A 26,580-nucleotide genomic window follows, 5' to 3' on the forward strand; every position below is an offset into this window, starting at 1 on the left:
GGAAAGGAACGGTCTACGTTTTATTTCTACACACGTCCTACTTCCTATCATCTGTTAGGCAGCAATACTTTACACGAGAAGAGCATTATAGATATTAATACATATTTTTAGCATTTTCTTCATATTCTAGGAATACACCCAACAAGTTACTAGGTAAATTGTTTGTAAATTTGGACAATATTCTAGAAATTTTGTCGGATTAGGAGTACAATGTAATTGTCTGACATCTTATGAGTAAACTCTATTTGTAGAAAAGGGGTTGTCTAAAGCGCATAGTACATATGGTAGCACGTGAGGTGCACACATGACGCATGTAGTCTTTGCCTTTTTGGAAAAATGATGAGGGAGTGGTTTTTTGAAACCTTCAACCAATCGTATGCTCACTAGAATCAAAGCTGTATACATGTACATCAAACAGAAGGGTACTGTAACAACTCAAGATCTTGTAGACGAATTTGGCATTACTCCTCGCACCATACAAAGAGATCTCAACGTGTTAGCCTATAACGACCTTGTCCAAAGCCCGAGCCGGGGTCAATGGACAACTACAGAGAAAAAGGTGAAGTTGACGTCGTAAACAGACGTTGACGGTTACCGCCTAAATTAAAACTGACTAACTAAAATCATTAATAACAAAAAAACGGGACAGCACCTTTATCGAAGGGTGCTGCCCCGTTTTTTTATTGTGGTTTATATTCTTTCAGAAGGGTTACTTCCTCTTCCGTCAGTTCACGGTACTCACCAAGCTCCAGGTCTTCATCAAGCTCCAGAGGACCCATGGTCAAACGCTTCAGATAGACTACGCGCTTCCCGACACTTTCAAACATCCTTTTCACCTGATGGAACTTCCCTTCGGTAATCGTCAATTCGATATCCGAAGTCAGACCCGATTTTAAGATCGTTAGATCCCCCGGCTTCGTTTCATACCCATCGTCCAAAGTAACACCATTTTTGAATGCTTCCACATCGGCTTCGGTCACTTCTCCGTCGATCACGGCAAAATACGTCTTTGGCACATGTCGCTTCGGTGAAAGAAGCTGATGGGATAATTGACCGTCGTTCGTGATCAGAAGGAATCCTTCTGTATCCTTGTCCAGTCTTCCCACTGGAAACGGATTGAAGATTTGATCTTCCAGCTGAAGTAAATCAATGACCGTTTCATCCTGTCCGTCTTCAGTGGCGGAAATGACTCCCGGCGGCTTATTCATCAGCAGGTAGATGAATTCCTTATACTCGACCTGTTCACCGTACAGCATGACGGTATCCTTTTCTGTATCAATATGGACCTTTCCATCCTTGATGACTTCCCCATTCACCTGAAGGCCGCCATCCTTCAATAGTTTCTTTACTTCCTTCCGGCTGCCATAGCCCATGTTCGCAAGCATTTTATCTATTCTCAAGTCGATCACACTCCATTCATTATTCCTTTTAAGGTCGTACTTCAACGGGCATGCGCCCTTCCTTCTATTATTCTTCACACAGGCTGCTGAAGGTAAGCAGCTTTACTCAAAATAAAAAAGGGATGATCACGCATCATCCCTTTTTCTTTTACCCGATACGCAGCTTACTGCGGATCTTCGAAATCTTGTCACCGAACAATTTGTCTGCGAGTTTGCTTCTTAAGCTCAGGTAGAAGTATACGAGTGCTCCCACTCCGCCGCAGATGGCTACAAGGATGATGGATTGAAATCCTGTCTCCGGACTAAGGAATTTAACCAGGACAGCATACAGCACCAATACGACCCCTGCCATGACGGCATTCAAAGCGCCGATGAACATGGTCCTTCTCAAAATCAACCTGAATTGATATCGTGCGTACTTTTTGATCACATAGAGATTGATCAGGATTGCCACTGCATATCCGATCGTTGTCGCAAGCACGGCCCCCTGTGTTTCAAACAGGCGAATGAGCGGGATGTTCAGGACCAGCTTCAGAAGCAGGCCTACAAGCAGGCTGAAAATCGTGAACTTCTGCTCATCGATCCCTTGAAGGATCGCTGCTGTCACCGCAAATAATGCAAACAGGATCGCTACAGGGGCATATGATCGTAAAATCGACGTCCCGAGAGCGTCACTGTGATAGAACAACGTATACATCGGTTCAGCCAAAAGGGCCAGTCCGAGTGCTGCCGGCACGGTCAGAAACAACAGAATCTGAAAGGTCTGATCAATGTTCCTGCGCATCGTCTTCCGGTCACCGCTCGTATACGATGTCGTAATCAGCGGAATCAGCGTCATGGAAAAAGCTGTCGCCAGTGATACCGGAATGATGACGAGTTTGTGCGTATAGAAGTTCAATACGGCAAAAGCATGGTCCGAGACTTTCGCGTTCCCGATATCTGCCATGGCAGTGTTGAACGTGATCTGATCAACCAGTTGAAACAATGGATTGGCGAGTCCCACAAAAATGAAGGGAATCGAATAGGCAATGATTTCTTTGTACATTGCTTTTAACGAAACCTCTGCGTTCCCCCGGTCCTCTTCAAGGAGTTCATCCAAATGAGGTTTCCGCTTGAACCAATACCAGATCAAAGCTCCGAGACTTGCAAGCCCCCCAACGAACGCTGCAAATGTCGCAACGGAAATGGCCGTTGTCACGGTCCCATCCAGTATGTTCAATACGACATAAATCCCGCCAAGGAGGAAGACGATCCGGACGATCTGTTCGATCACCTGGGAAACCGCTGTCGGCCCCATGGATTGATGACCCTGGAAGAATCCCCGGATCAAACTCATGAACGGAATGATGATCAGGGCAAAGCTCACGGCCCGGATGACAGTGGTCACCTGAGCAACGGAAATGACCTGCTCATCGCTTTTGATCGTCATTTCTGCAAAGATCGGTGCGAATGCATACATGATGAGGAATGATACGACACCAGTCAGCGTCATGAGCAAGAGCCCGGATTTAAATAATTTCCGCCCTACGGCATATTCCCCGATGGCATTATATTTTGAAACGAATTTTGAAACGGCCAGTGGCACTCCTGCAGTCGCTACTGTCAGAAAGATCGTATAAGGTACATATCCATATTGATAAAGGGATGCCCCTTCTTCATGACCTTTTAACAAATCATCAAACGGTATAACATAAAAAAGACCCAAAAACTTCGAAATAAAGGTCCCTAACGTTAAGATAAACGTTCCTCTTATTAATTTAGATGACATAGTATCCCTCTCTATATATCTTGTTGCCCGTTACACAAACAAAATAAAATCCAACTCGAAATTTACACACTATCAGTAGTTTACTACTGTACGAATCGAATGACAATTTTTTTCGAATGTTGTATTTAAAACCCATCCCCTTTAAAATAAGGTGAAACTTCTTTTCTAGAAGCGAATATTAAAAGTTGGTGGAAAAAATGGTAAAAACATACGATGTCATCATCATAGGCGGAGGACCATCGGGCTTGATGGCCAGTATCGCAGCCGGGGAAAACGGCGCGAAAGTCCTCCTTGTAGATAAAGGGACAAAGCTTGGAAGAAAGCTTGCGATATCAGGTGGGGGCCGCTGCAATGTGACCAACCGCCTTCCTGTAGAGGAAATCATCAAACATATCCCCGGAAACGGGCGTTTTCTATACAGTGCATTTTCAGAGTTTAATAATGAAGATATCATTTCCTTCTTTGAAAACCTGGGAATTCAGCTGAAAGAAGAAGATCACGGACGGATGTTCCCTGTTTCGAACAGGGCCATGGATGTCGTGGAAGCTTTACTCGGGCGTATGAAGGAATTGAAGGTCGACACCCGGACAAGTACCAGTGTTGAAGAGGTTCTGTACGAAAACGGCAAAACGGCGGGCATCCTCTTAAAAGACGGGGAAACGATTGCTGCCAATGCTGTCGTGATCGCGGTCGGAGGAAAGTCCGTCCCTCACACCGGGTCGACAGGTGACGGGTACCCATGGGCGACGAAAGCCGGTCATACGATCACGGATCTGTTTCCGACAGAGGTTCCCCTTACGTCGGACGAACCATTTGTGAAAAAGAAAGAACTTCAGGGCCTTTCTTTGCGAAGCGTCGATTTAAGCGTGCTGAATCCGAAAGGGAAAAAGATCGTCACCCATAAGATGGACATGATCTTCACCCACCTCGGCATTTCCGGACCGGCTGTTCTCCGCTGCAGCCAGTACGTCGTAAAGGCCATGAAGAAATGGAACCTGACACACGTGGCCATGCAGATCGACTCCATGCCCGATCAAAATGAAGAGCAGTTATTCCAATCCCTGCATAAACAAGTGAAGGAAGATGGAAAGAAAGCGGCGAAAAATATCTTTAAAGGCCTGGTTCCTGAGCGGTACCTGCTATTTCTACTTGACCGTGCAGAAATCGATCAGGACGAAAAAGGGGATCACATCTCCTCAGAAAAGATCCGTCACTTTGCCAAGCTCTTAAAGCAATTCACCTTCAATGTGAACGGCACCCTATCCATCGATAAAGCCTTTGTAACGGGAGGCGGAGTGTCCATCAAAGAAATCGAACCGAAAACGATGGCTTCGAAAAAGATGGAGGGTCTCTTCTTCTGCGGGGAAGTGCTGGATATCCACGGATACACAGGCGGTTACAATATCACCTCTGCCTTAGTGACCGGCCGGCTTGCCGGGTTGAATGCAGCAAAGGTTTAATGGTCAAAAAGAAAGGTTGATCCTCACACCATGAGCGATCAACCTTTTTATTTTCTATACACGACCATGGCAGAGAAGCAATAGATCTGGTCCTCCACTTCCTCCGACATCGCAGCCACATGATATTTAATATCCACAATCTTCTTATCATCCATTTTACTGAGAAAATGGTTCATATCTTTCTCTAAATCTTTTTCATGTTCGTAATCGAATACCTTCACCTGGATCATGGGATCCCCTCCCGGATTGTTTTTGGTATTAGTATTGTCAGAATAGTTTATTTTCAAACAACAAAAAAAGCACACCCCTAAAAAAGGATGTGCCCCCGACTAAAAACACCATTATTTCTTCGCTGCCGTATCCCCGGCCCAGTTCATCATGCCGCCTTCCATGTTCACCACTTTATAGCCTTGTTCCTGCATATAGTGAGCAACATTTCCACTCCGGTTTCCGGAGCGGCAGATAAAGATATACTCCTTATCCTTATCGAATTGATCAAGTGACTCAGGGATTTCCCCCATCTTGATATGCTTCGCTCCCGGTATCATACCCTCTGCCACTTCTTCATCCTCACGCACATCCACTAGTAACAGATCTTCACCATTCTTCAACTTCTTCTCAAGCTCATCCGTTGTAATCGTCTTAATAGTATCCATATTCAACTTCCTTTCAGCATACATTTAATCATTCACCAAGATTATACCAAAGCCTGTCCCCAGAACAAAAACATCAGATCCAAAAGAAAAACCAAAAAGAGGGACGGACCTCATCGAAACGCCGATTTAAAGCGATTCCCGCTTAAAATCAGGCCCATTTCGAGGTCCGTCCCTCCTATTTATCAGTTGGCTACGATGTTGACTAGTTTGCCAGGTACGGCGATGACTTTGCGGATGGTTTTGCCTTCGATTTGTGTTTTGATTTCATCGTTTTCCATCGCTGTTTTTTCCAGGTCATCTTTGGTCATGTCGCGTGGGATCATGACTTTGGCTTTCACTTTTCCGTTTACTTGAAGAACGATTTCGACTTCGTTGTCCACAAGCTTCGATTCATCGAATGTCGGCCATGCTTCGTAAGAGATCGTTCCTTCATGACCAAGCTTGCTCCAAAGTTCCTCTGTCATATGAGGCGCGATTGGAGACAGAAGCTTGATGAAGCCTTCAACGTAATCCTTCGGTAGGGTTTCCGCTTTGTAGGCATCATTGATGAATACCATCAGCTGTGAAATCCCTGTGTTGAAACGAAGTCCCTCATAGTCCTCCGTCACTTTCTTAACGGTTTGGTTATACGTTTTATCAAGGTCACTGTTCGGTGCATCTTTCACTTTAGAGGATAATGAACCATCCTCTTCGACAAGAAGGCGCCATACACGATCAAGGAAACGACGTGCTCCATCAAGACCGTTTGTGCTCCAGGCGATGGATGCTTCCAGTGGACCCATGAACATTTCATATAGACGAAGGGTATCGGCACCGTGAGATTCCACAACTTCATCCGGGTTCACGACATTCCCTTTTGATTTACTCATTTTTTCGTTGTTTTCCCCAAGGATCATTCCTTGGTTGAATAGCTTTTGGAATGGCTCCTTCGTCGGAACTACGCCGATATCATAAAGGAATTTATGCCAGAAACGTGCGTACAGTAAGTGAAGGACCGCATGCTCGGCTCCTCCGATATACGTATCCACCGGCAGCCACTCCTGCATTTTCTTCGCATCGGCAAGGGCATCTTCGTTATGTGGATCGATATAACGGATATAGTACCAGCAGCTTCCTGCCCATTGCGGCATCGTATTGGTTTCACGACGACCTTTTTTGCCTGTTTCAGGATCCTCGACGTTCACCCATTCACTGATGTTCGCAAGTGGAGATTCACCTGTACCGGACGGTTTGATTTCAGTCGTCTTCGGAAGAACAAGCGGAAGTTCACTTTCTGGAACAGTCGTTGTCGTACCATCTTCCCAGTGGATGACTGGAATTGGTTCACCCCAGTAACGCTGGCGGCTGAATAACCAGTCGCGTAGACGGTACGTGATTTTCTTCGTTCCGATATTCTTCTCCTCTAACCAGGAAATGGCTTTGGCGATTGCTTCTTCCTTTCCAAGTCCATCAAGGAAACCGGAATTCACATGATCTCCGTCACCTGTGTACGCTTCTTTTTCAACGTTTCCACCAGCGACGACTTCCACGATTGGAAGATCGAATTCTTTCGCAAACTCATAATCCCGTTCGTCATGGGCAGGAACGGCCATGATGGCACCGGAACCGTAGCTCATCAGAACGTAGTCGGCGATCCAAATCGGCATTTTCTCACCGTTAGCCGGGTTGATCGCATAAGCTCCTGTGAAAACACCCGTTTTTTCTTTCGCAAGATCTGTACGTTCAAGATCACTTTTCGACTTGATCTTGTCGATGTACTCATCCACTTTCGAGCGCTGTTCGTCCGTTGTGATTTCTGCGACGAACGGATGCTCAGGAGCAAGAACCGCATAGGTCGCACCAAAGATTGTATCCGGACGTGTCGTGAATACATCGAATGATTTGTCATGACCCTCGATGGCAAAATTCACTTCTGCCCCTTCAGAGCGCCCGATCCAGTTACGCTGCATATCTTTAATGCTTTCCGGCCAGTCAACCTCTTCAAGGTCTTCAACAAGACGATCGGCATAAGCCGTGATCTTCAGCATCCACTGCTTCATCGGACGGCGCTCTACAGGATGACCACCGCGTTCGCTTTTCCCGTCGATGACTTCTTCATTGGCAAGGACCGTTCCAAGTGCCGGACACCAGTTCACTGCAACCTCATCTACATAGGCCAATCCTTTTTCATAAAGCTTGGTGAAGATCCACTGCGTCCACTTGTAGTAGCCGGGATCCGTCGTATTTACTTCACGGTCCCAGTCATATGAGAAACCAAGTGATTTGATTTGTCGGCGGAATGTATCAATATTTTTTTGAGTGAATTCTGCCGGATCATTCCCTGTATCAAGGGCATATTGCTCAGCCGGTAAACCGAATGCATCCCAGCCCATTGGATGAAGGACATTGTACCCCTGCATACGCTTCATGCGGGAAAGGATGTCCGTTGCCGTAAAGCCTTCCGGATGCCCGACGTGCAGACCGGCACCAGATGGATACGGGAACATATCCAGTGCATAGAAATTGGACTTCCCTTCGTCTTCCGTTGCCTTGAACGTTTTATTCTCTTCCCAATACTGCTGCCATTTCGTCTCAACACTTTTATGATTAAAACTCATATTGAGATCCTCCTTTAGTTTTCATGTTCTTTTAAAAAATAAAAAAACCCTCATCCCAAATAAATATTTGGGACGAGAGTTTGTATGTACATTCTCCCGCGGTACCACCCACATTAGTGTACGCGCACTCAGCTTCATTCATCCTTAACGCGGAAAACGGCAAGTCTTACTGTTACTTCACACTTGCAACTCAGCAGGCGAGTTCATGATGCTTCTGGTTGACTTTCACCACCCGTCAACTCTCTACGACAGAAAACCGTCACTACTACTCCTGATCAACGTTTCAATATAAGTAAACACTATATGTATTCACTATTTTAGTGAAAAATATACAGATGCGCAAGCCTATTATTGGTTTGCGGATAAGAATTTTGTCATTTGTTTAAGAGTATGTTCGAAAATAATAGAAACGGTTCCCTAAAGAACCGTCTCTCCTCCATCATTCTATTGAACCGTATAGCCGCCATCCAGTACGACTGCCTGCCCGGTGATCCCTTTTGCGGCATCACTGCACAGGAACATCGTATAGTCGGCAATTTCTTTTACGTCCAGGAGCCTTTTCTGAGGCACCAATGGATAGATGACTTCTTCGATCACTCTCTCGAAAGGGACGTTGCGCGTCTTTGCGAGATCTGCCAGTTGATTCCGGACCAATGGCGTATCCACGTAGCCCGGACAAACCGCATTCACGGTGATCCCGTGCTCTGCCGTTTCCAGTGCGGCGACTTTCGTTAAACCGATGACTCCGTGTTTCGCAGAATTATAGGCGGCTTTGCCTGAAAAACCGACCAATCCGTTAATGGATGCCATGTTGATGATCCGTCCCGATCCCTGCTTTTTCATATGGGGAAGAGCATGCTTGATCGCAATAAATGGAGCCGTCAGCATGACTTTTAACAGGAGCTCGAACTTTTCAGTAGGGAACTCCTCGATATGTGATACATGCTGAAGCCCCGCATTGTTGATCAGGACATCGAGCTGCCCGAAATGAACCACCGTTTTTTCGATCGCTTCTTTTAATTCTGATTCAGATGTTACGTCACAGCCCAGTCCGATAACCTCATATCCTTCTGCTTTAAGAGATTCTGAAGCTTCCCCCACAGCATCTTCCTTCAAATCCGCCAGGACGACTTTCGCTCCTCCAGCGGCAAATTCCCTGCCGATTTGGTAACCGATCCCCTGTGCTGCACCTGTTATGAATACCACTTTATTTTCTACCATTTTCTTAAATCCCCACTCCCAGGCTGAATAATACAATCGCCAGTGCCAATCCGATAAGCGGGACGATGACGGTCAATGCTCCGACAGCGCCATACGCTTCTCCGTGTGATTCATTACAGATCGAGCGGATCGTCGTCACGACGTAACCATTATGCGGAAGTGAGTCCAGTGCTCCTGAAGATATCGCCACTACCCGGTGAAGAGCTTCTGGGTTCACACCCATATCGACATAGTGCGGTGCAAGGATCGGCAGGGCAATCGCCTGACCACCCGAAGCCGAACCAGTCATACCGGCGATGACACTGACGGCGATGGCTCCTCCGATCAGTGGTGAACCAGGAATATTCGTCATGACATCGACTGCTGTAGTGAAGGCAGGAACCGCTTTGGCCACCCCACCGAAACCGACAACGGCTGCCGTGTTCCCGATGGCGATCAACGCTCCGACCGTCCCTTCGGAGACCGCTCCCCAGAAGCCTTTGAAATACTTACGATTCAACGCATAAGCAGAAATGACCCCACCGAGCAAGGCGATGATCAGAGCCGATTGTTTTAAAGAATCGTGGAATGAAAAAGCCAGGATGAGGACGACCAATAACGGGATCAATCCCATGAACGGGTTTGGTAACGGCCTGCCTTCATCTATGACAGGATCTTCCTCACGGGCGTGGAATTTCTCTCCTTTTCTCACAGCCTTCGTGATCATGCGCTTTAACCACCAGTACCCAAACACCGCCATGAATACAGCAACGATCAAGCTTACCTCCCAGCCTGCATAAGGCGTTGTGTTTAAGTATTCGATGGGAATCCAGTTCTGGATCTCCGGTGAACCGGCTGAGGTCATCGTGAACGTGACCGAACCGAACGCCAGTGCCGCCGGAATGAAACGACGTGGCAGATCCGCTTGTTTAAACAGACTCACCGCCATAGGATAAACCGAGAATGCAACGACGAACAGGCTGACTCCCCCGTACGTTAAAACCGTACAGGCAAGTACGATGGCAAATACTGCATATTTCATCCCCAATTTTTCTACTACAAAACGGGAGACACTGTCTGCGGCCCCGCTATCCTCCATCACTTTCCCGAACACGGCTCCCAGTAAGAACATCAAGTACCAGGCAGCGACAAAGCTTGTGAAACCTGACATATAGTTCGTGACAAGATCTGCTTCACCTTTTCCCGCCAGTTGCGGAAAAAGCGGCATCCCGCTCAGCACTGCGACGAATAATGCCGAGATGGGTCCAACGATCAGGATGTTCATGCCCCTCATCGTTAAATAGATTAATAAAATGAGTCCTCCAATCAAACCGATCATGCTTAACATGATATTTCCCCCTTTGTTCTCTAAAGATGATGACGCTTACATTTTTAATCTTGCTGCGTGTGCTCCCCTTTCCAAAAAATATGTTCACTTATTACACATGCAATAATTGTGCCAACTTTCAGATTACTACAAAAACACTCGTGGCGAATTTGCTAAGTCCGAAATACTGGACAAATCCACTCATAAGTCACGAAATGTTCACCATTTTTCTAAAAAATAAGATAGTCCGGAAAAGCGGACTGTTTTCCACGTTTCCGGACTATCTAATGAGTTTATAGAAGACCATACTTATTTAATTTTTCATACATACTGGATTTACTGATTCCCAGTGACTTGGCAGCCTTTCTCTTATCGGGCTGGGCTTGCAGACTCTGGGTGAGAACGGACTTTTCCGTTTCTTCCAGGATTTCTTTCAACGTTTTAGAGCCCACTCCATATACATTACCCGACTTCATATACGTCGGTAATGACTGAAGGGAAATGGTGCTCCCATTCGTCAGGTAGGTGGAAGCGTGAATGACATTTTCCAGTTCACGGAGATTCCCGGGCCAGCTGTAGGAAAGAAAAATCCGCATCACCTCCTGGTCGAAATCCTTGATGCGTTTTCCCGAGGATTTTGTGGATTTCTCCAAGAAAAAGGATGCGAGGGTTTCAATATCGTCTTTCCGCTCACGCAGTGGAGGGATCTGAAACGGGATGACATTGATCCTGTAATACAGGTCACTCCGGAATCTCTTTTCTTCCATCATTTTCTCCAGCGGACGGTTCGTGGCGGCAATGATCCTCACGTCCACATTCTGTACCCGGGTTGAACCGACAGCCTCGACCTCCCCTTCCTGTAATACTCTGAGAAGCTTCGCCTGCATATTAAGGGGCATATCACCGATTTCATCAAGGAACAATGTCCCCTTATGGGCAAGCTGGAATTTCCCTTTCTTTCCGCCCTTTTTGGCACCGGTGAATGCTCCTTCTTCGTACCCAAAGAGCTCCGACTCCAAAAGTTGCTCAGGGATAGCAGCACAGTTCACTTTAATGAAGGGCTGTCCGCTTCTTTCACTCAGCTGATGGATACTGTGTGCGAACAGCTCTTTACCCGTTCCGCTCTCCCCTCTGATCAGGATAGAGATATCACTCGGGGCGATCATTTGGGCTTTGTCCTTCAATTCATTCATACCGGGTGATTCCCCGATGATGTCATTGAGAGAGTATTTGACCCCGGTATTGATATCCTGTATGTAACTCTGGATCTTTGACATCATGTTTTTCACATGTGAACTCATTTGCATCCATTCACTCGTGTCACGGAAAATGACGGATCCGAATGCCCCGATCACCTTCCCGTCCACCAGAATCGGGATTCGGTTGGCGATCATGTAGTTTCCTTTAATATATTGGAGATCTGCCACCTCTTCTTTCCCGCTCTCCGCCACTATGTGCATCCTCGTGTTTTCAATCACGTTTGTTACGTGAGATCCTATCGCTTTATCCCGTTCAACCTCAAGAAAGCGACAGTAATTGTCGTTTATATAGATGATGATCCCTTCGTCATCGACGACGACCAACCACTCGAAAGCGTTTTCAAGAATGATTTCAATCATGTCGACGGACACCTTTTTCAATAAACTGCTCATTTCCCATCGCCTCCGCTGTTTTGCAAGAGAATATACACTTCTATAGTAGCACATCCTTTCAGGCGTTTTTTGAAAACCATTTATATTTGTCAATAATTTCAATTACCAGTCGGGATTCGGTTTAATGCCTGTCGTATTAGGGAATCTTCTTAACAATGAATGGAGGAATGAAAGGATGAAAATCGCAGAACTGAAAATATTTTATTTCGAAGACGATGGAATCATCCCGAATAACCCGGACCTGCCCGTACTCATTTACCGGAACGCACTCGATGAGTCAAATGAAGCCGAAGAGATCTTCAATCGAAATCACTGGCTGAACAGCTGGACAAATGGCATTTACGATTATCACCATTATCACAGCAACGCCCATGAAGTATTAGGTGTCATGCAGGGTGAGGCAACCGTTCAATTGGGCGGGGAAATGGGCGAAGAAGTGACGGTTCATCAAGGGGATGTGATGGTACTGCCAGCCGGGACGGGTCATAAGAAATTGAAAGCAAGTCCGGACTTTAAAGTCGCCGGCGCTTATCCTGACGGGGATCGTTATAATCTAAAAAAGGGTTCATTACGCGAACGTCCCAGTGTGTTAATTGAAATCAAAAACGTTTCTCTTCCAACATCAGACCCTGTATTTGGCGATAAGGGTCCTCTGATAAAATATTGGCTCAAAAAATGAGTTAGAAACCATTCTGCACTGTATTCATTCCTATTTCTCTATAGTAATGCTTCTTAGAAACGACTATCATTCCTTATAAAAGCACATTATAATCTTCGGTTAAAGATTATATTTATAAAATAGTCTTGTTTTCTTTCAAGTCCTATGCTATTCTATTATAGCGATGAGCTGAATTGTGTAAGTCGGTGATCACGTCCTTGTGACAACAAACGATGTGGCGTTTGCTGATCATCCGCCTCAATTTTTTGCAAGTGGGCTTCCATAGGAAATGGGAGCCCTTTTTATATGGAGAAAACCCCCAATGACTCATTCATTGGGGGTTTCTTCATTGTTGAACGGATACTGTCACGGCGCTTTTCTTTTTCAAAGGACGGTCATATTGACTGGTAATCCATAATGATACGACGAAAAACGCGATCAGCGTCATGAAGAGCACCTGCATGCTGAATACATCCACCAGCACTCCTCCGATAAACGGACCGATCATTCTACCACCCGTTGCCGTACTGTTGACGATCCCCTGGTAGAATCCTTCCCTGCCCTTTGGAGCAAGTGAGTTGGCGATCGTCGGTACCGCCGGCCAAATGAGCATCTCACCGATCGTTAAGATGATCATGGCAATGGCAAACCACTGAAATTGATCGGCAATCGAAGCTACACCAAACGAAATCATGAAAATGATGGTCCCGATCATGATTTGGAGCTTTAAATTGTTCTCAAAACGCTTGATCGCTTTGGATAAAAGCGGCTGAGCCAGAACAATCAACGCTCCATTGATCGTCCACAATAAACTGTACTGTTTCAGCGATATATTGATTTCCTGCGTATAGGTGGCGATGGTGGACTGCCATTGCACGTACCCCATCCAGCATAAAAGATAAGCAACACATATGAAGAGCAACGCCTTCAGCTTCGATTTGTCCCTTATCACCTTCGATTCATTCAATACCGATGTTTGATGACCCGCAACCGAAATGTTCCGGTATCCGAAGAAGGCGATGAAGAAAAAGACGATATACATACTCAGATTAGCCATAAATATATAGTTAAAGGAGAATGAGGCGACGAACCCGCCCAATGCGGCTCCTACGGCCACTCCAATGTTCTGGGCGACATAGACGGAATTGAACGCTTTCCGTCCCCCTTCCGGCCACACCGAACCTGCCATGGCGTACATGGAAGGAAATACGATGCCTGAACCGAATCCGACAACGGTCAGGAAGACGACATAGTATGAAAAGCCGTGCCATATATTCATTCCGATCAGGGCGGATAATGTAATTGAAATTCCCAACAGGATGGAACGATAACCGCCAAGACGATCGAATAACGTCCCACCGATCAGATTCCCGATCACACTCGCGCCTGCATTCATCATCAGTACAATTCCCGCTACAGACAATGACTTTCCTAAATTTTCATGAAGGTAAATCGTATTAAGCGGCCATAAAAAAGAGGCTCCCGTCACATTCACCATCATTCCAATGACAAGTAACCATAATGATTTGGGCATCATTCTGCCCCCTTTCCACTCTTTTATTTCGAGTCCCAAAAGGATTTTACTCCTTTTCCGGAGAGGGGGCAAGAATTATTTTTTTATAATATAAAAAAGACCAGGCACTCCTTTTGAGCACCTGGCCGGGAACGTTTTATTTCCCGTTATGATGATTGGATTTGACGGGCTGACCCTGTTTCTCGTAGCGCTTCTTGGCTTCTTTGACAGGATTGTTTTCAGCACCGAATTCTGTATCCAATTTTCGGAAATCACTGCGGGTCTTTTGTTCAGGATTGTTTTGATCAGAGCGTGTACTCAATGTAATTTACCTCCCACTACATTCGGATCATGATCCAGCAAAATCATTTCATTCTGCAAGGTTTGAAGTTGAAGTCTCATGCGATGCAGTTGTTCACGCTGCTGGGAGTTTGCACTGTTCGCCATGTGCGCCACGTCGTTGACGGCTTCTTCAAGCTGCTGCATGGCCTGTGTGTATTCCACATCATGATAGTGCTCCTGCTGTGACCCTGCTTTATATTGTTGCTGAGCGTAACGAATGGCATCTTCGCATTTCTGAATGCATTCATCCATCGAATTCCTTGTTGCCATTTCGACTACCTCCTTGATGATTGGAATCAAGAAGAGGAAGGTCCTATCCTTACTCCCCTCCATCTTAGTTTGAACTTGTTTGCCCGTTTCAGAAGTGGTAATCTTCGCCTATTTCTATGGTCAGGATACATTTGTCCCCGTGTTCATGATAAAATCTCTTTAGCGTCATACATACCGCTATATCACTTGAAATTTAGGAGGTGTTTGTCATCGGGACAAACCCATTTCCATATGCTACAGATTCAAAACGATATCACACATGGAATTATCACCTCCGAAACCATTTCGGACATAAGGTGTTTAAAGTCGCCCTCGACGGCGGGTTCGATTGCCCGAACAGGGATGGCACGGTTGCACACGGCGGCTGTACCTTTTGCAGTGCAGCCGGTTCCGGGGACTTTGCCGGAAGCAGGGTCGACTCCTTAGAGAAACAATTCAATGACATCAAAGGAAGAATGCATCAAAAGTGGAAAGACGGAAAGTACATGGCTTATTTTCAGGCGTTCACGAATACCCATGCACCCGTTGAGGTCCTGAGGGAAAAATACGAATCCGTTTTGAAGCAGGATGGAGTCGTAGGCCTTTCCATCGCTACACGTCCTGATTGCCTTCCTGACGACGTCGTCGAATATTTGGCTGAATTGAATGAGAGAACGTATTTATGGGTTGAGCTCGGGCTTCAAACCGTCCATGAAAAAACCGCGGGCTTGATCAACAGGGCTCATGATTACCAGTGTTATATGGAAGGCGTTCAAAAATTACGAAAGCACGGAATCCGTGTGTGCTCTCATATTATTAACGGACTTCCCCAGGAAAATGAGGAAATGATGATGGAAACGGCACGTGAAGTTGCAAAGCTTGACGTCCAGGGAATTAAGATCCATCTTCTTCACTTACTGAAGGGAACACCCATGGTCAAGCAATACGAAAAAGGACTGTTGGAATTCATGGATTTCGATCATTACGTCAAACTCGTTTGTGACCAATTAGAAATTATCCCTCCTGAGATGATCGTTCATCGCATCACCGGGGACGGACCTATTGACTTGATGATCGGACCGATGTGGAGCGTGAATAAATGGAGCGTACTGAACGCCATCGATGATGAATTGAAACGCCGGGACAGCTGGCAGGGAAAATTTTACAAAATGGATGTGAAAGCATGAAAATAGATCGAATACTACCTTTCGCGAGAGAGCTTCTGGAACGGGCGGTCAAACCGGGAGATATTACGATAGACGCAACGCTTGGAAATGGGCATGACACCCTGTTCCTTGCCCGCCTGGTCGGGGAAAACGGCCGGGTATACGGCTTTGATATCCAGGAAGAAGCCATCCACAACACGAGGGAACAACTTATCACCCATGATCTCGCCGACCGGGTGACCCTGTTCCACCAGGGACATGAGACCGTCATGAACGTCATCCCGCCATTGCATTACGGTAAAGTGACAGGGGCCGTCTTCAATCTTGGGTATTTACCAGGCGGTGACAAGGATATCGTCACCCGTCCGAAGACGACGATACTCGCCTTGAATCAGATCCTTGAAATGATGGCCCCTGAAGGGATCCTTGTCCTTGTCATTTATCACGGACATCCTGAAGGTGCCGTCGAACGGGACTACATCCTCCGCTACGTAGAGCGGCTGGATCAAAACTACGTGCATGTCCTGAGATACCAGTTCATGAACCAACTGAATAATCCACCGTTTATCGTAGCGTTGGAGAAAAGATAAAAATAGGGACGGACCTTCGCGGAGGTCCGTCCCTATCTATTTATAATAATTCGTTTGCGATCAGTTCGAATGATTTGAGTTTATCTTTAAAGTCGTATGTGATGCTGACAAGCATGATTTCATCCGTCTGATACTGCTCGCTGAGTGCAAGGAGCTTTTCTTTTACTTTTTTCGGATTCCCGACCACCATGCGCTTGCGGTTTTCCCGCACTCTCATTGCTTCGAATGGGGTGTACTGATACGCAGCCGCCTTCTCAGGGCTCGGGGTTCCGTTCGAGCGCATGCCCTGTTCGATCATCAGGATGGATAGGTCGATGCTTGATGCGACCCTTTCCGCTTCTTCATCCGTTTCGGCACAAATGGCAAAAACGGCTACGATGTTCTTCGGTTCCTTCAAGTACTCGGAAGGAACAAAGTTATTCCGGTAGGCTTGAGTATATTGCGGTCCGCCTTCCCCATTGATGAACTGGGCAAATGTGTATGGCAGTCCTTTTTGCGCGGCAAGCATGGCACTGGATGGACTTGAGCCGAGCATCCAGACTTCCGGCATGGTTTTGATCATCGGAGCTGCCGTGAGTCCCTGGTAAGGGTGGGCATCAGGGAGGGAATCGGTCAGATAACCGAGTAAGTCATCGATTTGTTCCGGATAACGGTTTACATCTCTCGGCTTCCCATCATGCAAGGCCATCGTGGCCATCGGCATTCCACCGGGAGCCCTTCCCAACCCTAAATCGATCCGATTCGGATTCAAGCCTTCAAGCAAACGGAAATTTTCCGCCACTTTATAAGATGAGTAATGGGGAAGCATGACCCCTCCGGACCCGACACGGATTCTTGACGTATTTTGGGCAAGATGGGCAATCAGCACTTCCGGTGATGAACCGGCAAGGCTCGTTGAATCGTGATGCTCGGATACCCAGAACCGTTCAAACCCTAATTTCTCTGTATGTTTGGCTAACTCTACTGTATTATTCAAAGCCTCTTGAGGGCTCATTCCTTCTGCAATCGGTGACTGATCTAGTACACTTAGCTTCAAAATGGACATCTCCTTTAATTGATGTGTGTATTATTATCAATTCTGATGAAAAAAATGTCCACTAACATGCTTAAAGGGTGATGGCCGGAATGGCCATCACCCTTTTTGCTTGCTTATTTTTTGTAAAGTAACACTTTACCAACTGTACCGTCAGCACTTTCTCCTGTTACACGGAAATTCAATCCGTAGTTCGGTACGTTACGTCCAGCATCTACCAATCCTTTGTTGCTGTAATCCGCACTGTCACTGAATAATGGGTTTCGGGCAGTGTGGTTGTCTTTCATTGTGATGCCTAGTAAATCAGTGTAATCAAGGAACATTTTTTCTGATTTGTTCAGGCTGAATGCAGCATCGTGGATCTGGTAACGGGTAGACCCAACTGTACCATCGCTCCAATAGTTTGTCTTTTGATCTGCATCGACAACTCCAAGGTATCCATCTCCCGGATGTTTACCAGTCCAGTTATCAGTAAATGAATTATCCACATACCATACAACTAATCCTTCGTTGTATTCCATCAGGCTTGCACCACGGCGGATGTTTGCTAGACCTTCATCCACACCGTTGTGGCTGCGCCATTCAAGCAGGTAGTAGTGATCTTTGTAGTCGATACCATTGGAAGCTACGAAACCATCCATTTCGAATTGAGGTTCCCCTTCAGCATCGTCTTCAAACACGACATTTCCATCAACTGTCAGTGTTACATTATCCATAGCGAAGCCGTCAAGAGCCAAGCCGCCATCCGTTACATAGTTGAATTCAAGCGTCACTTTCTCACCTGCAAATTGGCTTAGGTCATAGGACTTATCGACCCATTCACCATTGGTTGTTTCAGCACTTCCATCACCATTTGTATCCTGGTCACCGATGACATCCAATTCTACTTCCTCACCACTCGCTGTTTTAGCCGTCACATATAGGTAGTCATATCCATACTCAACATCATATAACGTTTTGAAATCGAATGAAGCGGTTGTAGCGTCGGTTAAATCGAACTCCGGAGACACTAATGTTGTATTGAGGTCGTCTCCTTTTGTACTATAGTAGTACTTTTCACCAAAGGCTGGATCAATTCCTTTTACTTCTTTTTTAGGAAGGTTCACTTTTACTACATCATTATTTGTTCCTTTTGTAGCAGCTTCGTCCAGAAGAAGTTCCATTCCTTTACTATCTAAGTCTTCAAGGTTCACTTCAGTTCCCGTCTGCCAATTACCTTTTGTACCTTCGTTATCCACTACAGCTGAAGCCTGAAGCATTTCCTTTGCATAAGGACTGAAACCTGTTGGCTGCGCACCAGGGATATCCCCAGCCCAGCTTCCGCTTGCCATGATGGACCAGTAGCTGACTGCTTCACCAGCTCCTGTGTACTGCGTGTCATACTCATCCGGCAATCCTAGATCATGTCCGAATTCGTGGGCCATGACTCCAACTGCACCGTCTTCTGGTTCGATTGTGTAGTCATAAGCAGCCATTGCGCCGCCCCAATAGTCAACCTCCGCTTCTGTTCCAGCGATTGGAGTTACTCCATTTAAACTCCAACGATGTGACCAGATAGCATCTGAGCCAAGTGATCCACCACCTGCTTCTTCACCGACACCTGAGTGAATGACCATCAAGTGATCGACAAGTCCGTCGGGCTCAAGATAATCTCCGTCTCCATCAAGGTCGTAACGATCCCATTTGTCATAATCCGCAAGGTCCACATTTGGATCCGCTGCAGCAGCTGCCAAAGCTTCTTTTACGAGACCTCTTGCGTTGACATCACTACCATCTTCAGTCGGATAGTTTCCACCATACTCAGCAGCAGGTTTTTTCGCTGTATACCAGCCGGCTACCTCACCATCTACTGAATAACTTCCACCCGATTGCTGCTCATAGTATTGCTTCATTGATACATACGTCTTTCCGTCTGGACCTTCCCATCCGCCTGTACCAAACAACATATCCTGATAATGCTCACGGGAATAAGCGTCTTCTCCCTCGTAATACATATCTGTTTCATCAGCCGTCATTGAATTGTGAGGCTTGTCCGGATAATCAACGAGAAGGACCAATACTTCATCTGTTCGCTTCTCACCGTCATATGCTTCTTCTTCAACCGGGTCAGGTTTATTCTTCTTTGCATGTCCAAGCTTATTTCCTTTACCATGAGTCAAACCGTTTTTATTCATTTCTTTTTTCAGTTTGGCCTTAGTTTCCGCTACCTCATCCTGTAGTTCCCCTGGATGTTTTTCAGCAGAATCCGCTTTCGCTTTCAGGAATTTTTGCAATCCCTTCTGAGCTTCTGCAGCAGTAGCATTCTTCTTGATCGTTCCTTCTTTCTTCAGCATCTCGATCAGGCGTTCATCATTTGCAATCCCTAAATCAAAACCCCCACCATGCTTATGATCATATTTCACCGTTGGCTTCGCTAATACATTCTGAGGTCCTACGGTTGCAGCTGATGCAGGTACAGCAAATGCCCCTACACTAAGCGCGGCAGCCATGGCCATGGATAATACTTTACGTGATTTCAAGCACGATTCCCCCTTAGTTATGTACTAAATTTTTACACTAACTACAATATACTCCACTATTCTGAAAAGTAAATATATTCAGATAGTATTTGGTTATTTAGTATTACGAAATAAAAAGAATATAGTTAAAAAGATTCATGTGCCCCCGACAGAAAACAAGGACTATTGTCACCAAACCGGGAAAATCAACAAAAATTTTATGTATAATTATGGTATATTTGGTCTCTTATTGTGTGACCGTGTCCAACTTTGGTTGGGCAAAACAGACAGAAAAAGGGACGGACCTCCGAAGTATTTCGGAGGTCCGTCCCTCGATCGTTTATTAAGATGTTTTTTTGCGGTTTCTCCATTTGCGGTAGATTTTCCCGTTCAGGTAGAAGAATTTGGTGATCCAGCCGGCTTCTCCGATGAATTGTTTGGAGAAGGATTGGACGCTTGCCTGTTTACTGGCTTTGTCGTCAGACAGGTAAACCCCGATGAGTCCTTTATTGATCAAACGGTGAAAGTGAGCATGGGGAAGTTCATGGGTATGTTCATCTGCCTTCTGCAGAAAATGGATGAGACGCTCTTTTAAATGCTCATCATTTTCATAGTAGAAGCAGAAGTTCAAATCTCCCCCTTCCCGGTCCTCATCCTGATCGATGAAGTAATCGAGAAGGATATGTAATCCCTGTATGTACGGGAAATAGCCCCGCTTGATTTTCTCCGTATACGATGGCTTGAAGTCACTTCGATTGGCATAAGAGACCAAGCAGAAGATGCCAAGGGTCGAACCTGAACAAGCAGAAAACTCATACCAGTCCATTTCAGGCAGCTTCGGGCGATGGGTTTCAAACCATCCTTGAAGCCTCGCCACCCTCTCTTCTTTCTTCACGTGTTTATGTATCTGAAGGTCACAATAATACTCACACAGTTCCAGGAGATCATCCTTGATGCTTTCGTAATGACGTAAGCTGCGCAGAACGGATTGACAGGTCAGGACCAGATCCCTCAGGTATCCTCCATCATCCTGATCCCTTCTTAAAGCATAATAATTGACGGGTTCTGCCCCCACCGTCAAGGAATCCTTCATGGACTGATGCAGGAGGGCAAAGTCATCGGGATCAAGGGACACACTGCGATCGCACAGATTATCCAGGTAATCGCTGATCGTCTGATACGCGACGATGAACCGGATCGTATCTGCTTTATGCTCCAATGCCAGAAGGGAAAGGATCGATCCTCCCTCGCAATGGAATGTTTTATGCTGGATGCTCGCAAGTGCCTGATTCCTCAGTTCCTGATTCGGTATTTTTTCCGCCCGCTTTTTCCAGCCGTCCAATTCTTCGTGCACGATGGGAAAAACGGTGCGGTACACTCTTGTCATTAATGAAAAGGGATCACTTGGTATCGACATTTCATCACCTCTTTTACAAAATGTATCCCAGCGCTTTCAATCTGCTTTCAATGAAGATCTTAGAATACTCATAGATCTCTTCTCTTTCAGGTTCATTATAAATTTCATGATAGCACTTTGGCCATTCTTTGTAATGCATTTCAGATAATGACAGCTCATTGAACCATTTTTTCACTGTCTTTTTTTCGACGATTTTATCATCCCCCGCCTGCATCACAAGCAATGGGACGTCAGGCATTTTTTCCAGGTTGGCAAATGCTGCCTTCATCGCCTGTACAAGCTCCCTGTACCAGCGGACAGATACTTTCGTGATATAAAGCGTATCATTGCTGTCGATTTCCCGAACATCTGCGTTCCTTGTCGCCATATCGATGGTTAAACCTGACGGGAACTTCACCATCGGAGCGATTTTATTTAAGCCGAGGGATAATAGCTCGACCGGTTTAGCCGGGGTGGTAACCAATCCCAAACATGGCGAGGATAAAATGACACCTGCTACGTTCACGTGGGATTCCTGCAGGAGTCGTATGGCGATCAGACCGCCCATACTATGGCCGATCACAAAGACGGGCAGTTCAAATTGATAGGCAGCCTGGACCCAGTCCTTCACTTCCACAATGTACTCATCAAAGGAATCGATATGTCCCCTTTGGCTTCTTGACGTCATTCCCTGACCGGGTAAGTCACCCATGATGACGTGAAAGCCTGATGCACGCCACATTTCAATGAGCCAACCATATCTTCCGTGATGTTCCATCGCTCCATGAATGATGACGATGACTGCCTTTGCCTCCTGATCTGATTCCCATTTCCACATGGCAATTCCTCCTTTGTAGTTCTCTCCATGAATGAATTCTGCTACCATTATTATAATAAATATTATTGAAAGGGGTAGTAAAAAATGCTCTATCCGTATTATGATAAGAAACCCATCATCGCCCGTTCGGCATTCATCGCCGATTATGTCACCATTTCAGGGGACGTGGAGATCGGTGAAGAATCAAGTATCTGGTTCAATACCGTCATCAGGGGGGATGTCGCTCCCACAAAGATCGGGGATAAAGTAAATATACAGGATAATTCCATTCTCCATCAGAGTCCAAATAACCCTCTTATCCTTGAAGATGAAGTGACCGTCGGCCATGGGGTGATCCTACATAGCTGCAAAATCAGGAAAAAGGCATTGATCGGCATGGGCTCCATCATCCTTGACAATGCCGAAATCGGCGAAGGAGCGTTCATCGGAGCCGGAAGCCTTGTCCCACAAGGGAAAGTCATCCCGCCAAATACCCTTGCTTTCGGACGGCCGGCAAAAGTCGTGAGGGAGCTCAATGAGCACGATATCAGTGAAATGAAGCGTATTTCAAGGGAATACGCAGAAAAAGGACAGTACTATAAGAACATCAAACCGTTTTAACTTCCTATACTTGGGATACCCCATCCTCCTTGAGAATACTCATGGAAGATTTTCTTTTGATCATCAACAAAAAGACCAACACCCCAAAAAGTGTTGGTCTCTTCTATCTTTCCTTATTCAGCTAATGCTTCTGCTTTCAACGCATCCGCTTTGTTTGTGCGTTCCCAAGGAAGATCAAGATCGTTACGGCCGAAGTGTCCGTAAGCTGCTGTCTGCTTGTAGATCGGACGACGAAGGTCAAGCATCTTGATGATTCCTGCAGGACGAAGGTCAAAGTTATTGCTCACAACGTCAATTAATACATCTTCTGATACTTTCCCTGTTCCAAATGTATCAACGGAGATGGATACGGGCTTCGCCACACCGATTGCATACGCTAATTGAACTTCACATTTCTCAGCAAGTCCCGCTGCCACGATGTTCTTCGCTACATAGCGCGCTGCATAAGCCGCTGAACGGTCCACTTTCGTTGCATCCTTACCAGAGAAGGCACCGCCACCGTGACGTGCGTATCCGCCATAAGTGTCAACGATGATTTTACGTCCTGTCAGACCTGCATCACCTTGTGGTCCACCGATTACGAAGCGTCCAGTCGGGTTGATGAAATATTTCGTTTCTTCATCGATCAGTTCTTTCGGTACAACCGGGTCGATGACATATTCTTTCAGGTTGCGTTGGATTTGCTCAAGCGTCACTTCAGGGTGATGCTGAGTAGAGATAACGATCGTGTCGATGCGGACCGGCTTATCGTTTTCATCGTATTCGACGGTTACTTGTGTTTTTCCATCCGGACGAAGGTAAGGAAGGATCTCTTCTTTACGTACTTCCGTTAAACGACGGGAGATTTTGTGGGCAAGGGAAATCGGAAGAGGCATAAGCTCTTTCGTTTCATTACAAGCGAATCCGAACATCAATCCTTGGTCACCTGCACCGATTGCATCGATTTCTTCCTCCGTCATTTGACCTTCACGGGCTTCAAGGGCCTGATCGACACCTTGAGCGATATCGGCAGACTGTTCATCAATGGAAGTCAGAACTGCACATGTTTCAGCATCAAAGCCGTATTTCGCACGGGTATAGCCAATTTCACGGATCGTTTCACGAACGATTTTCGGGATATCAACATACGTATTCGTAGTGATTTCACCTGCAACAAGCACAAGACCCGTTGTGACAGACGTTTCACACGCTACACGTGCATTCGGGTCATTGGTCAGAATTGCATCAAGAATTGAATCAGAAATTTGGTCACAAATTTTATCTGGATGTCCTTCGGTTACGGACTCAGATGTAAACAGACGACGTTTAGTTGACATCAAGGTTCCTCCTTAAGCATATTTGTCAGAACGATTCTTCTGACAAAACAGTAAACAGATACGGTACTCATTTCCCTAAGTAGTATGAAGTAAACATGATTCTTTTATAAATAAATCATGATTTATGTGCATGTGGTCCACTATAAACAGAAAAAACCCTTCCTCGGGGAAAAAAGTTTCAGAGGAAAGGTTTCAGATCATAGCCGCGCCTTTTCTCTCTTATCGTTCAAGGTTTTAGAGACCTTGCCTCAGTTTAGCACCTTCGCTTAATCGGATTCATTAAAGAAATGGATCCATTCACTATTTAGCAGGTTGCTGGGTTTCATAGGGTCTGCTCCCTCCACCAGCTCAGGATAAGAGTATCCGTTCAAGGAACAATGATAACGGTTAGGACAAGTGGTGTCAACTTTTTTTGAATGACAGGTTTAACCATTCATTTCGTGGTTTCAGCCTGTTTTTTATCATGTACATAACCTAATGGGGTAATGAGGCTAATCATTGAGAGGTGCATTTCATATTAATAAGAAGAAACAAGCTTTATTTGGTCAAGAAATGTGACAAAATGAAGACACATTATAAAATTAAATAAATAGTATAGACTAATAGCTTGATTGTGTTATACTATTTTTGTAAAGTAAACGATACCATTTAAATAAATTTATATAAAGGAAGGGTTCGAATGAATTCAGTGAGCATGTCTAATGAATTAACGGAATTACTTAACGGTCAAAACATCCAGGAACAATTATCTGTTTCTCAACTAGTCGAAAAGGTCCTTCAGCGAAATGAAGGCGTTTTAACTTCATCAGGTGCAATCAGAGCAGAAACTGGTAAATACACAGGACGCTCTCCTAAAGATAAATTTATTGTAGAAGAACCAACGACGAAAGATAAAATCGAATGGGGTTCTGTCAATCAGCCGATTTCTTCGGAATCATTCGATAAATTATATACGAAAGTCATCGAATACTTAAAAGAAAAAGAAGAAGTATTTTCATTTAAAGGGTTTGCAGGTGCAGACCCGAAACATAGACTGCCGATCCAGGTGATCAATGAGTTTGCCTGGCATAATCTGTTTGCCCACCAATTATTTATCCGCCCGGAAACAGAAGAGTTAAAAGATCATCAGTCTGAATTCACCGTCATTTCAGCACCGAACTTCAAGGCTGATCCAGAAGTGGATGGCACTCACTCTGAAACGTTCATCATCGTTTCATTTGAAAAAAGAATCGTGTTGATCGGCGGTACGGAATATGCCGGTGAAATGAAGAAATCCATCTTCTCGGTCATGAACTATGTACTTCCTGAATCCGACATCCTTTCCATGCACTGCTCTTCGAACGTAGGTCGTGAAGGCGATGTAGCATTGTTCTTCGGATTGTCCGGTACAGGGAAAACGACTTTATCCGCTGATCCAAACCGCCGCTTGATCGGTGATGATGAGCACGGCTGGTCCCCGAACGGCGTATTCAATATCGAAGGCGGATGCTATGCTAAGTGCATCGGGCTGACACGTGAAAAAGAACCTCAGATCTTCGATGCGATCCGTTTCGGTTCGGTCCTTGAAAATGTCGTTCTTGATGATATGTCCCGCATCGCGGATTATGATGATAACACTTTAACAGAAAACACGCGTGCTGCCTACCCCCTTCAAGCGATGGAAAATATCGTGGAGCCAAGTATCGCAGGACACCCGAATACGATTGTTTTCTTAACAGCTGATGCTTTCGGCGTATTACCTCCGATCAGCAAGCTGACAAAAGAACAGGCAATGTATCATTTCTTAAGTGGATATACATCTAAGCTTGCAGGTACAGAGCGTGGAATCACTTCACCACAGGCAACTTTCTCAACTTGCTTTGGATCTCCATTCCTTCCGCTTCCTGCCACTCGTTACGCAGAAATGCTCGGTAAGAAGATCGATGAGCACAATGCTCAGGTATTCCTCGTGAATACGGGTTGGACCGGCGGCGAATACGGAGTTGGGAATCGCATGAAGCTTTCCTACACCCGCGCCATGATCCAGGCGGCACTTGAGGGTGAACTTACGAATGTGGAAACGGCAACAGACGAGATTTTCGGTCTGAACATCCCGGTTCACGTTCCTGGTGTTCCAGACGAAGTACTTCAACCTAAGAAGACATGGTCCAATGAAGCGGCTTATGAAGTGAAAGCAAAAGAACTTGCTCACAAATTCAACGAGAACTTCAAGAAATTCTCGAACGTCCCTTCTGAAATCGAACAAAAAGGCGGCCCGTCCGTTAAATAAGTCACTTAACCAACATACAAAGGTCCGTCCCTCAGGATTGAGGGACGGACCT

Annotated in this window: 23 protein-coding genes, 1 riboswitch and 1 other annotated feature; of the genes, 7 read left to right on the forward strand and 16 right to left on the reverse strand. The window is 45.7% G+C overall.

The genetic code is table 11. The features are described 5' to 3' along the window. Window positions 1-355 precede the first annotated feature (355 nt). Window positions 356-577 carry a DeoR family transcriptional regulator gene (locus BVI01S_RS14650; RefSeq protein ID WP_034765604.1) on the forward strand — a complete coding sequence of 74 codons (222 nt, stop codon included), beginning with the start codon at window positions 356-358 and terminating at the stop codon, window positions 575-577. 103 nt (window positions 578-680) lie between these two features. Here the strand turns inward: BVI01S_RS14650 and BVI01S_RS14655 are convergent, their stop codons facing one another. Next, entirely contained in the window at window positions 681-1,406 is a 726-nt protein-coding gene (locus BVI01S_RS14655) for a pseudouridine synthase (protein ID WP_305793839.1), read from the reverse strand. A 142-nt stretch (window positions 1,407-1,548) separates the two neighbouring features. Next, a complete protein-coding gene (locus tag BVI01S_RS14660; RefSeq protein ID WP_034765599.1) occupies window positions 1,549-3,168 on the reverse strand; it encodes a putative polysaccharide biosynthesis protein in 1,620 nt (539 codons plus the stop codon). 197 nt (window positions 3,169-3,365) lie between these two features. On the opposite strand from BVI01S_RS14660, the gene BVI01S_RS14665 reads away from it, so the two are divergent. After that, a complete protein-coding gene (locus BVI01S_RS14665) occupies window positions 3,366-4,628 on the forward strand; it encodes a BaiN/RdsA family NAD(P)/FAD-dependent oxidoreductase (RefSeq protein ID WP_034765596.1) in 1,263 nt (420 codons plus the stop codon). Between the two features lie 47 nt (window positions 4,629-4,675). Here the strand turns inward: BVI01S_RS14665 and BVI01S_RS14670 are convergent, their stop codons facing one another. The 6 genes from BVI01S_RS14670 to BVI01S_RS14695 all read right to left on the reverse strand — a co-directional run bounded on the left by BVI01S_RS14670 (window position 4,676) and on the right by BVI01S_RS14695 (window position 12,060). Then, entirely contained in the window at window positions 4,676-4,858 is a 183-nt protein-coding gene (locus BVI01S_RS14670) for a sporulation protein Cse60 (RefSeq protein ID WP_034765594.1), read from the reverse strand. Between the two features lie 111 nt (window positions 4,859-4,969). Next, window positions 4,970-5,284 carry a rhodanese-like domain-containing protein gene (locus tag BVI01S_RS14675; RefSeq protein ID WP_034765802.1) on the reverse strand — a complete coding sequence of 105 codons (315 nt, stop codon included), beginning with the start codon at window positions 5,282-5,284 and terminating at the stop codon, window positions 4,970-4,972. Between the two features lie 182 nt (window positions 5,285-5,466). Next, complete coding sequence (gene leuS / locus BVI01S_RS14680) at window positions 5,467-7,881, reverse strand: leucine--tRNA ligase (protein WP_061810761.1); 2,415 nt, start codon at window positions 7,879-7,881, stop codon at window positions 5,467-5,469. Window positions 7,882-7,946: 65 nt separating this feature from the next. After that, window positions 7,947-8,169 (reverse strand) — a binding site (T-box leader). Window positions 8,170-8,325: 156 nt separating this feature from the next. Continuing rightward, window positions 8,326-9,102: a 3-hydroxybutyrate dehydrogenase gene (locus tag BVI01S_RS14685; RefSeq protein ID WP_061810762.1), complete on the reverse strand. Its 777-nt coding sequence runs from the start codon at window positions 9,100-9,102 to the stop codon at window positions 8,326-8,328. Between the two features lie 4 nt (window positions 9,103-9,106). Then, a complete protein-coding gene (locus tag BVI01S_RS14690; RefSeq protein ID WP_061810763.1) occupies window positions 9,107-10,429 on the reverse strand; it encodes a GntP family permease in 1,323 nt (440 codons plus the stop codon). A 272-nt stretch (window positions 10,430-10,701) separates the two neighbouring features. After that, a complete protein-coding gene (locus tag BVI01S_RS14695) occupies window positions 10,702-12,060 on the reverse strand; it encodes a sigma-54 interaction domain-containing protein (RefSeq protein ID WP_034765588.1) in 1,359 nt (452 codons plus the stop codon). A 175-nt stretch (window positions 12,061-12,235) separates the two neighbouring features. On the opposite strand from BVI01S_RS14695, the gene BVI01S_RS14700 reads away from it, so the two are divergent. After that, the gene (locus BVI01S_RS14700; RefSeq protein ID WP_061810779.1) at window positions 12,236-12,739 is read left to right on the forward strand and encodes a cupin domain-containing protein; all 504 of its coding nucleotides are present in this window, start codon (window positions 12,236-12,238) and stop codon (window positions 12,737-12,739) included. A gap of 325 nt (window positions 12,740-13,064) precedes the next feature. Here BVI01S_RS14700 and BVI01S_RS14705 read toward each other — a convergent pair whose 3' ends face one another. From BVI01S_RS14705 to BVI01S_RS14715, 3 genes are all read right to left on the reverse strand, one after another. Then, window positions 13,065-14,252 (reverse strand): MDR family MFS transporter, encoded by a 1,188-nt coding sequence (locus BVI01S_RS14705; RefSeq protein ID WP_061810764.1) that lies wholly within the window; start codon window positions 14,250-14,252, stop codon window positions 13,065-13,067. A gap of 136 nt (window positions 14,253-14,388) precedes the next feature. After that, window positions 14,389-14,553, reverse strand: coding sequence for a hypothetical protein (locus BVI01S_RS14710; RefSeq protein WP_060672924.1), 165 nt, complete (start codon window positions 14,551-14,553; stop codon window positions 14,389-14,391). Then, window positions 14,550-14,843 carry a YtzC family protein gene (locus BVI01S_RS14715; RefSeq protein WP_034765559.1) on the reverse strand — a complete coding sequence of 98 codons (294 nt, stop codon included), beginning with the start codon at window positions 14,841-14,843 and terminating at the stop codon, window positions 14,550-14,552. Before BVI01S_RS14715 ends, BVI01S_RS14710 begins: the two co-directional genes overlap by 4 nt. Before the next feature lie 200 nt (window positions 14,844-15,043). On the opposite strand from BVI01S_RS14715, the gene mnmL reads away from it, so the two are divergent. Together mnmL and mnmM are read left to right on the forward strand one after the other, a co-directional pair. Beyond that, window positions 15,044-16,009, forward strand: coding sequence for a tRNA modification radical SAM protein MnmL/YtqA (gene mnmL, locus BVI01S_RS14720; RefSeq protein WP_156477343.1), 966 nt, complete (start codon window positions 15,044-15,046; stop codon window positions 16,007-16,009). After that, the gene (mnmM, locus tag BVI01S_RS14725; protein ID WP_061810765.1) at window positions 16,006-16,578 is read left to right on the forward strand and encodes a tRNA 5-(aminomethyl)-2-thiouridylate-methyltransferase MnmM; all 573 of its coding nucleotides are present in this window, start codon (window positions 16,006-16,008) and stop codon (window positions 16,576-16,578) included. The genes mnmL and mnmM overlap by 4 nt, the downstream gene beginning before the upstream one ends. A gap of 40 nt (window positions 16,579-16,618) precedes the next feature. Here mnmM and BVI01S_RS14730 read toward each other — a convergent pair whose 3' ends face one another. From BVI01S_RS14730 to BVI01S_RS14745, 4 genes are all read right to left on the reverse strand, one after another. After that, window positions 16,619-17,623 carry an LLM class flavin-dependent oxidoreductase gene (locus BVI01S_RS14730; RefSeq protein WP_034765553.1) on the reverse strand — a complete coding sequence of 335 codons (1,005 nt, stop codon included), beginning with the start codon at window positions 17,621-17,623 and terminating at the stop codon, window positions 16,619-16,621. 104 nt (window positions 17,624-17,727) lie between these two features. Beyond that, window positions 17,728-20,130, reverse strand: coding sequence for an immune inhibitor A domain-containing protein (locus BVI01S_RS14735; RefSeq protein ID WP_061810766.1), 2,403 nt, complete (start codon window positions 20,128-20,130; stop codon window positions 17,728-17,730). Between the two features lie 322 nt (window positions 20,131-20,452). Then, entirely contained in the window at window positions 20,453-21,526 is a 1,074-nt protein-coding gene (gene tbcS / locus BVI01S_RS14740) for a tetraprenyl-beta-curcumene synthase (protein WP_061810767.1), read from the reverse strand. A 13-nt stretch (window positions 21,527-21,539) separates the two neighbouring features. Beyond that, window positions 21,540-22,343 (reverse strand): alpha/beta hydrolase, encoded by an 804-nt coding sequence (locus BVI01S_RS14745; protein WP_061810768.1) that lies wholly within the window; start codon window positions 22,341-22,343, stop codon window positions 21,540-21,542. 84 nt (window positions 22,344-22,427) lie between these two features. Here BVI01S_RS14745 and BVI01S_RS14750 point away from each other — a divergent pair, with 84 nt between their 5' ends. Next, window positions 22,428-22,943, forward strand: coding sequence for a gamma carbonic anhydrase (locus BVI01S_RS14750; protein WP_034765544.1), 516 nt, complete (start codon window positions 22,428-22,430; stop codon window positions 22,941-22,943). A 113-nt stretch (window positions 22,944-23,056) separates the two neighbouring features. On the opposite strand, the gene metK is transcribed toward BVI01S_RS14750, so the two are convergent. Beyond that, window positions 23,057-24,259, reverse strand: a complete 1,203-nt coding sequence (gene metK, locus BVI01S_RS14755; protein ID WP_061810769.1) for a methionine adenosyltransferase — start codon at window positions 24,257-24,259, stop codon at window positions 23,057-23,059. A gap of 216 nt (window positions 24,260-24,475) precedes the next feature. Beyond that, window positions 24,476-24,619, reverse strand: a riboswitch (SAM riboswitch). Between the two features lie 319 nt (window positions 24,620-24,938). On the opposite strand from metK, the gene pckA reads away from it, so the two are divergent. Then, on the forward strand, window positions 24,939-26,528 hold the full coding sequence (pckA, locus tag BVI01S_RS14760) for a phosphoenolpyruvate carboxykinase (ATP) (RefSeq protein WP_061810770.1): 1,590 nt from the start codon (window positions 24,939-24,941) through the stop codon (window positions 26,526-26,528). Window positions 26,529-26,580: the final 52 nt, after the last annotated feature.

The organism is Rossellomorea vietnamensis NBRC 101237 (assembly GCF_001591825.1).
GTDB lineage: Bacteria > Bacillota > Bacilli > Bacillales > Bacillaceae_B > Rossellomorea > Rossellomorea vietnamensis.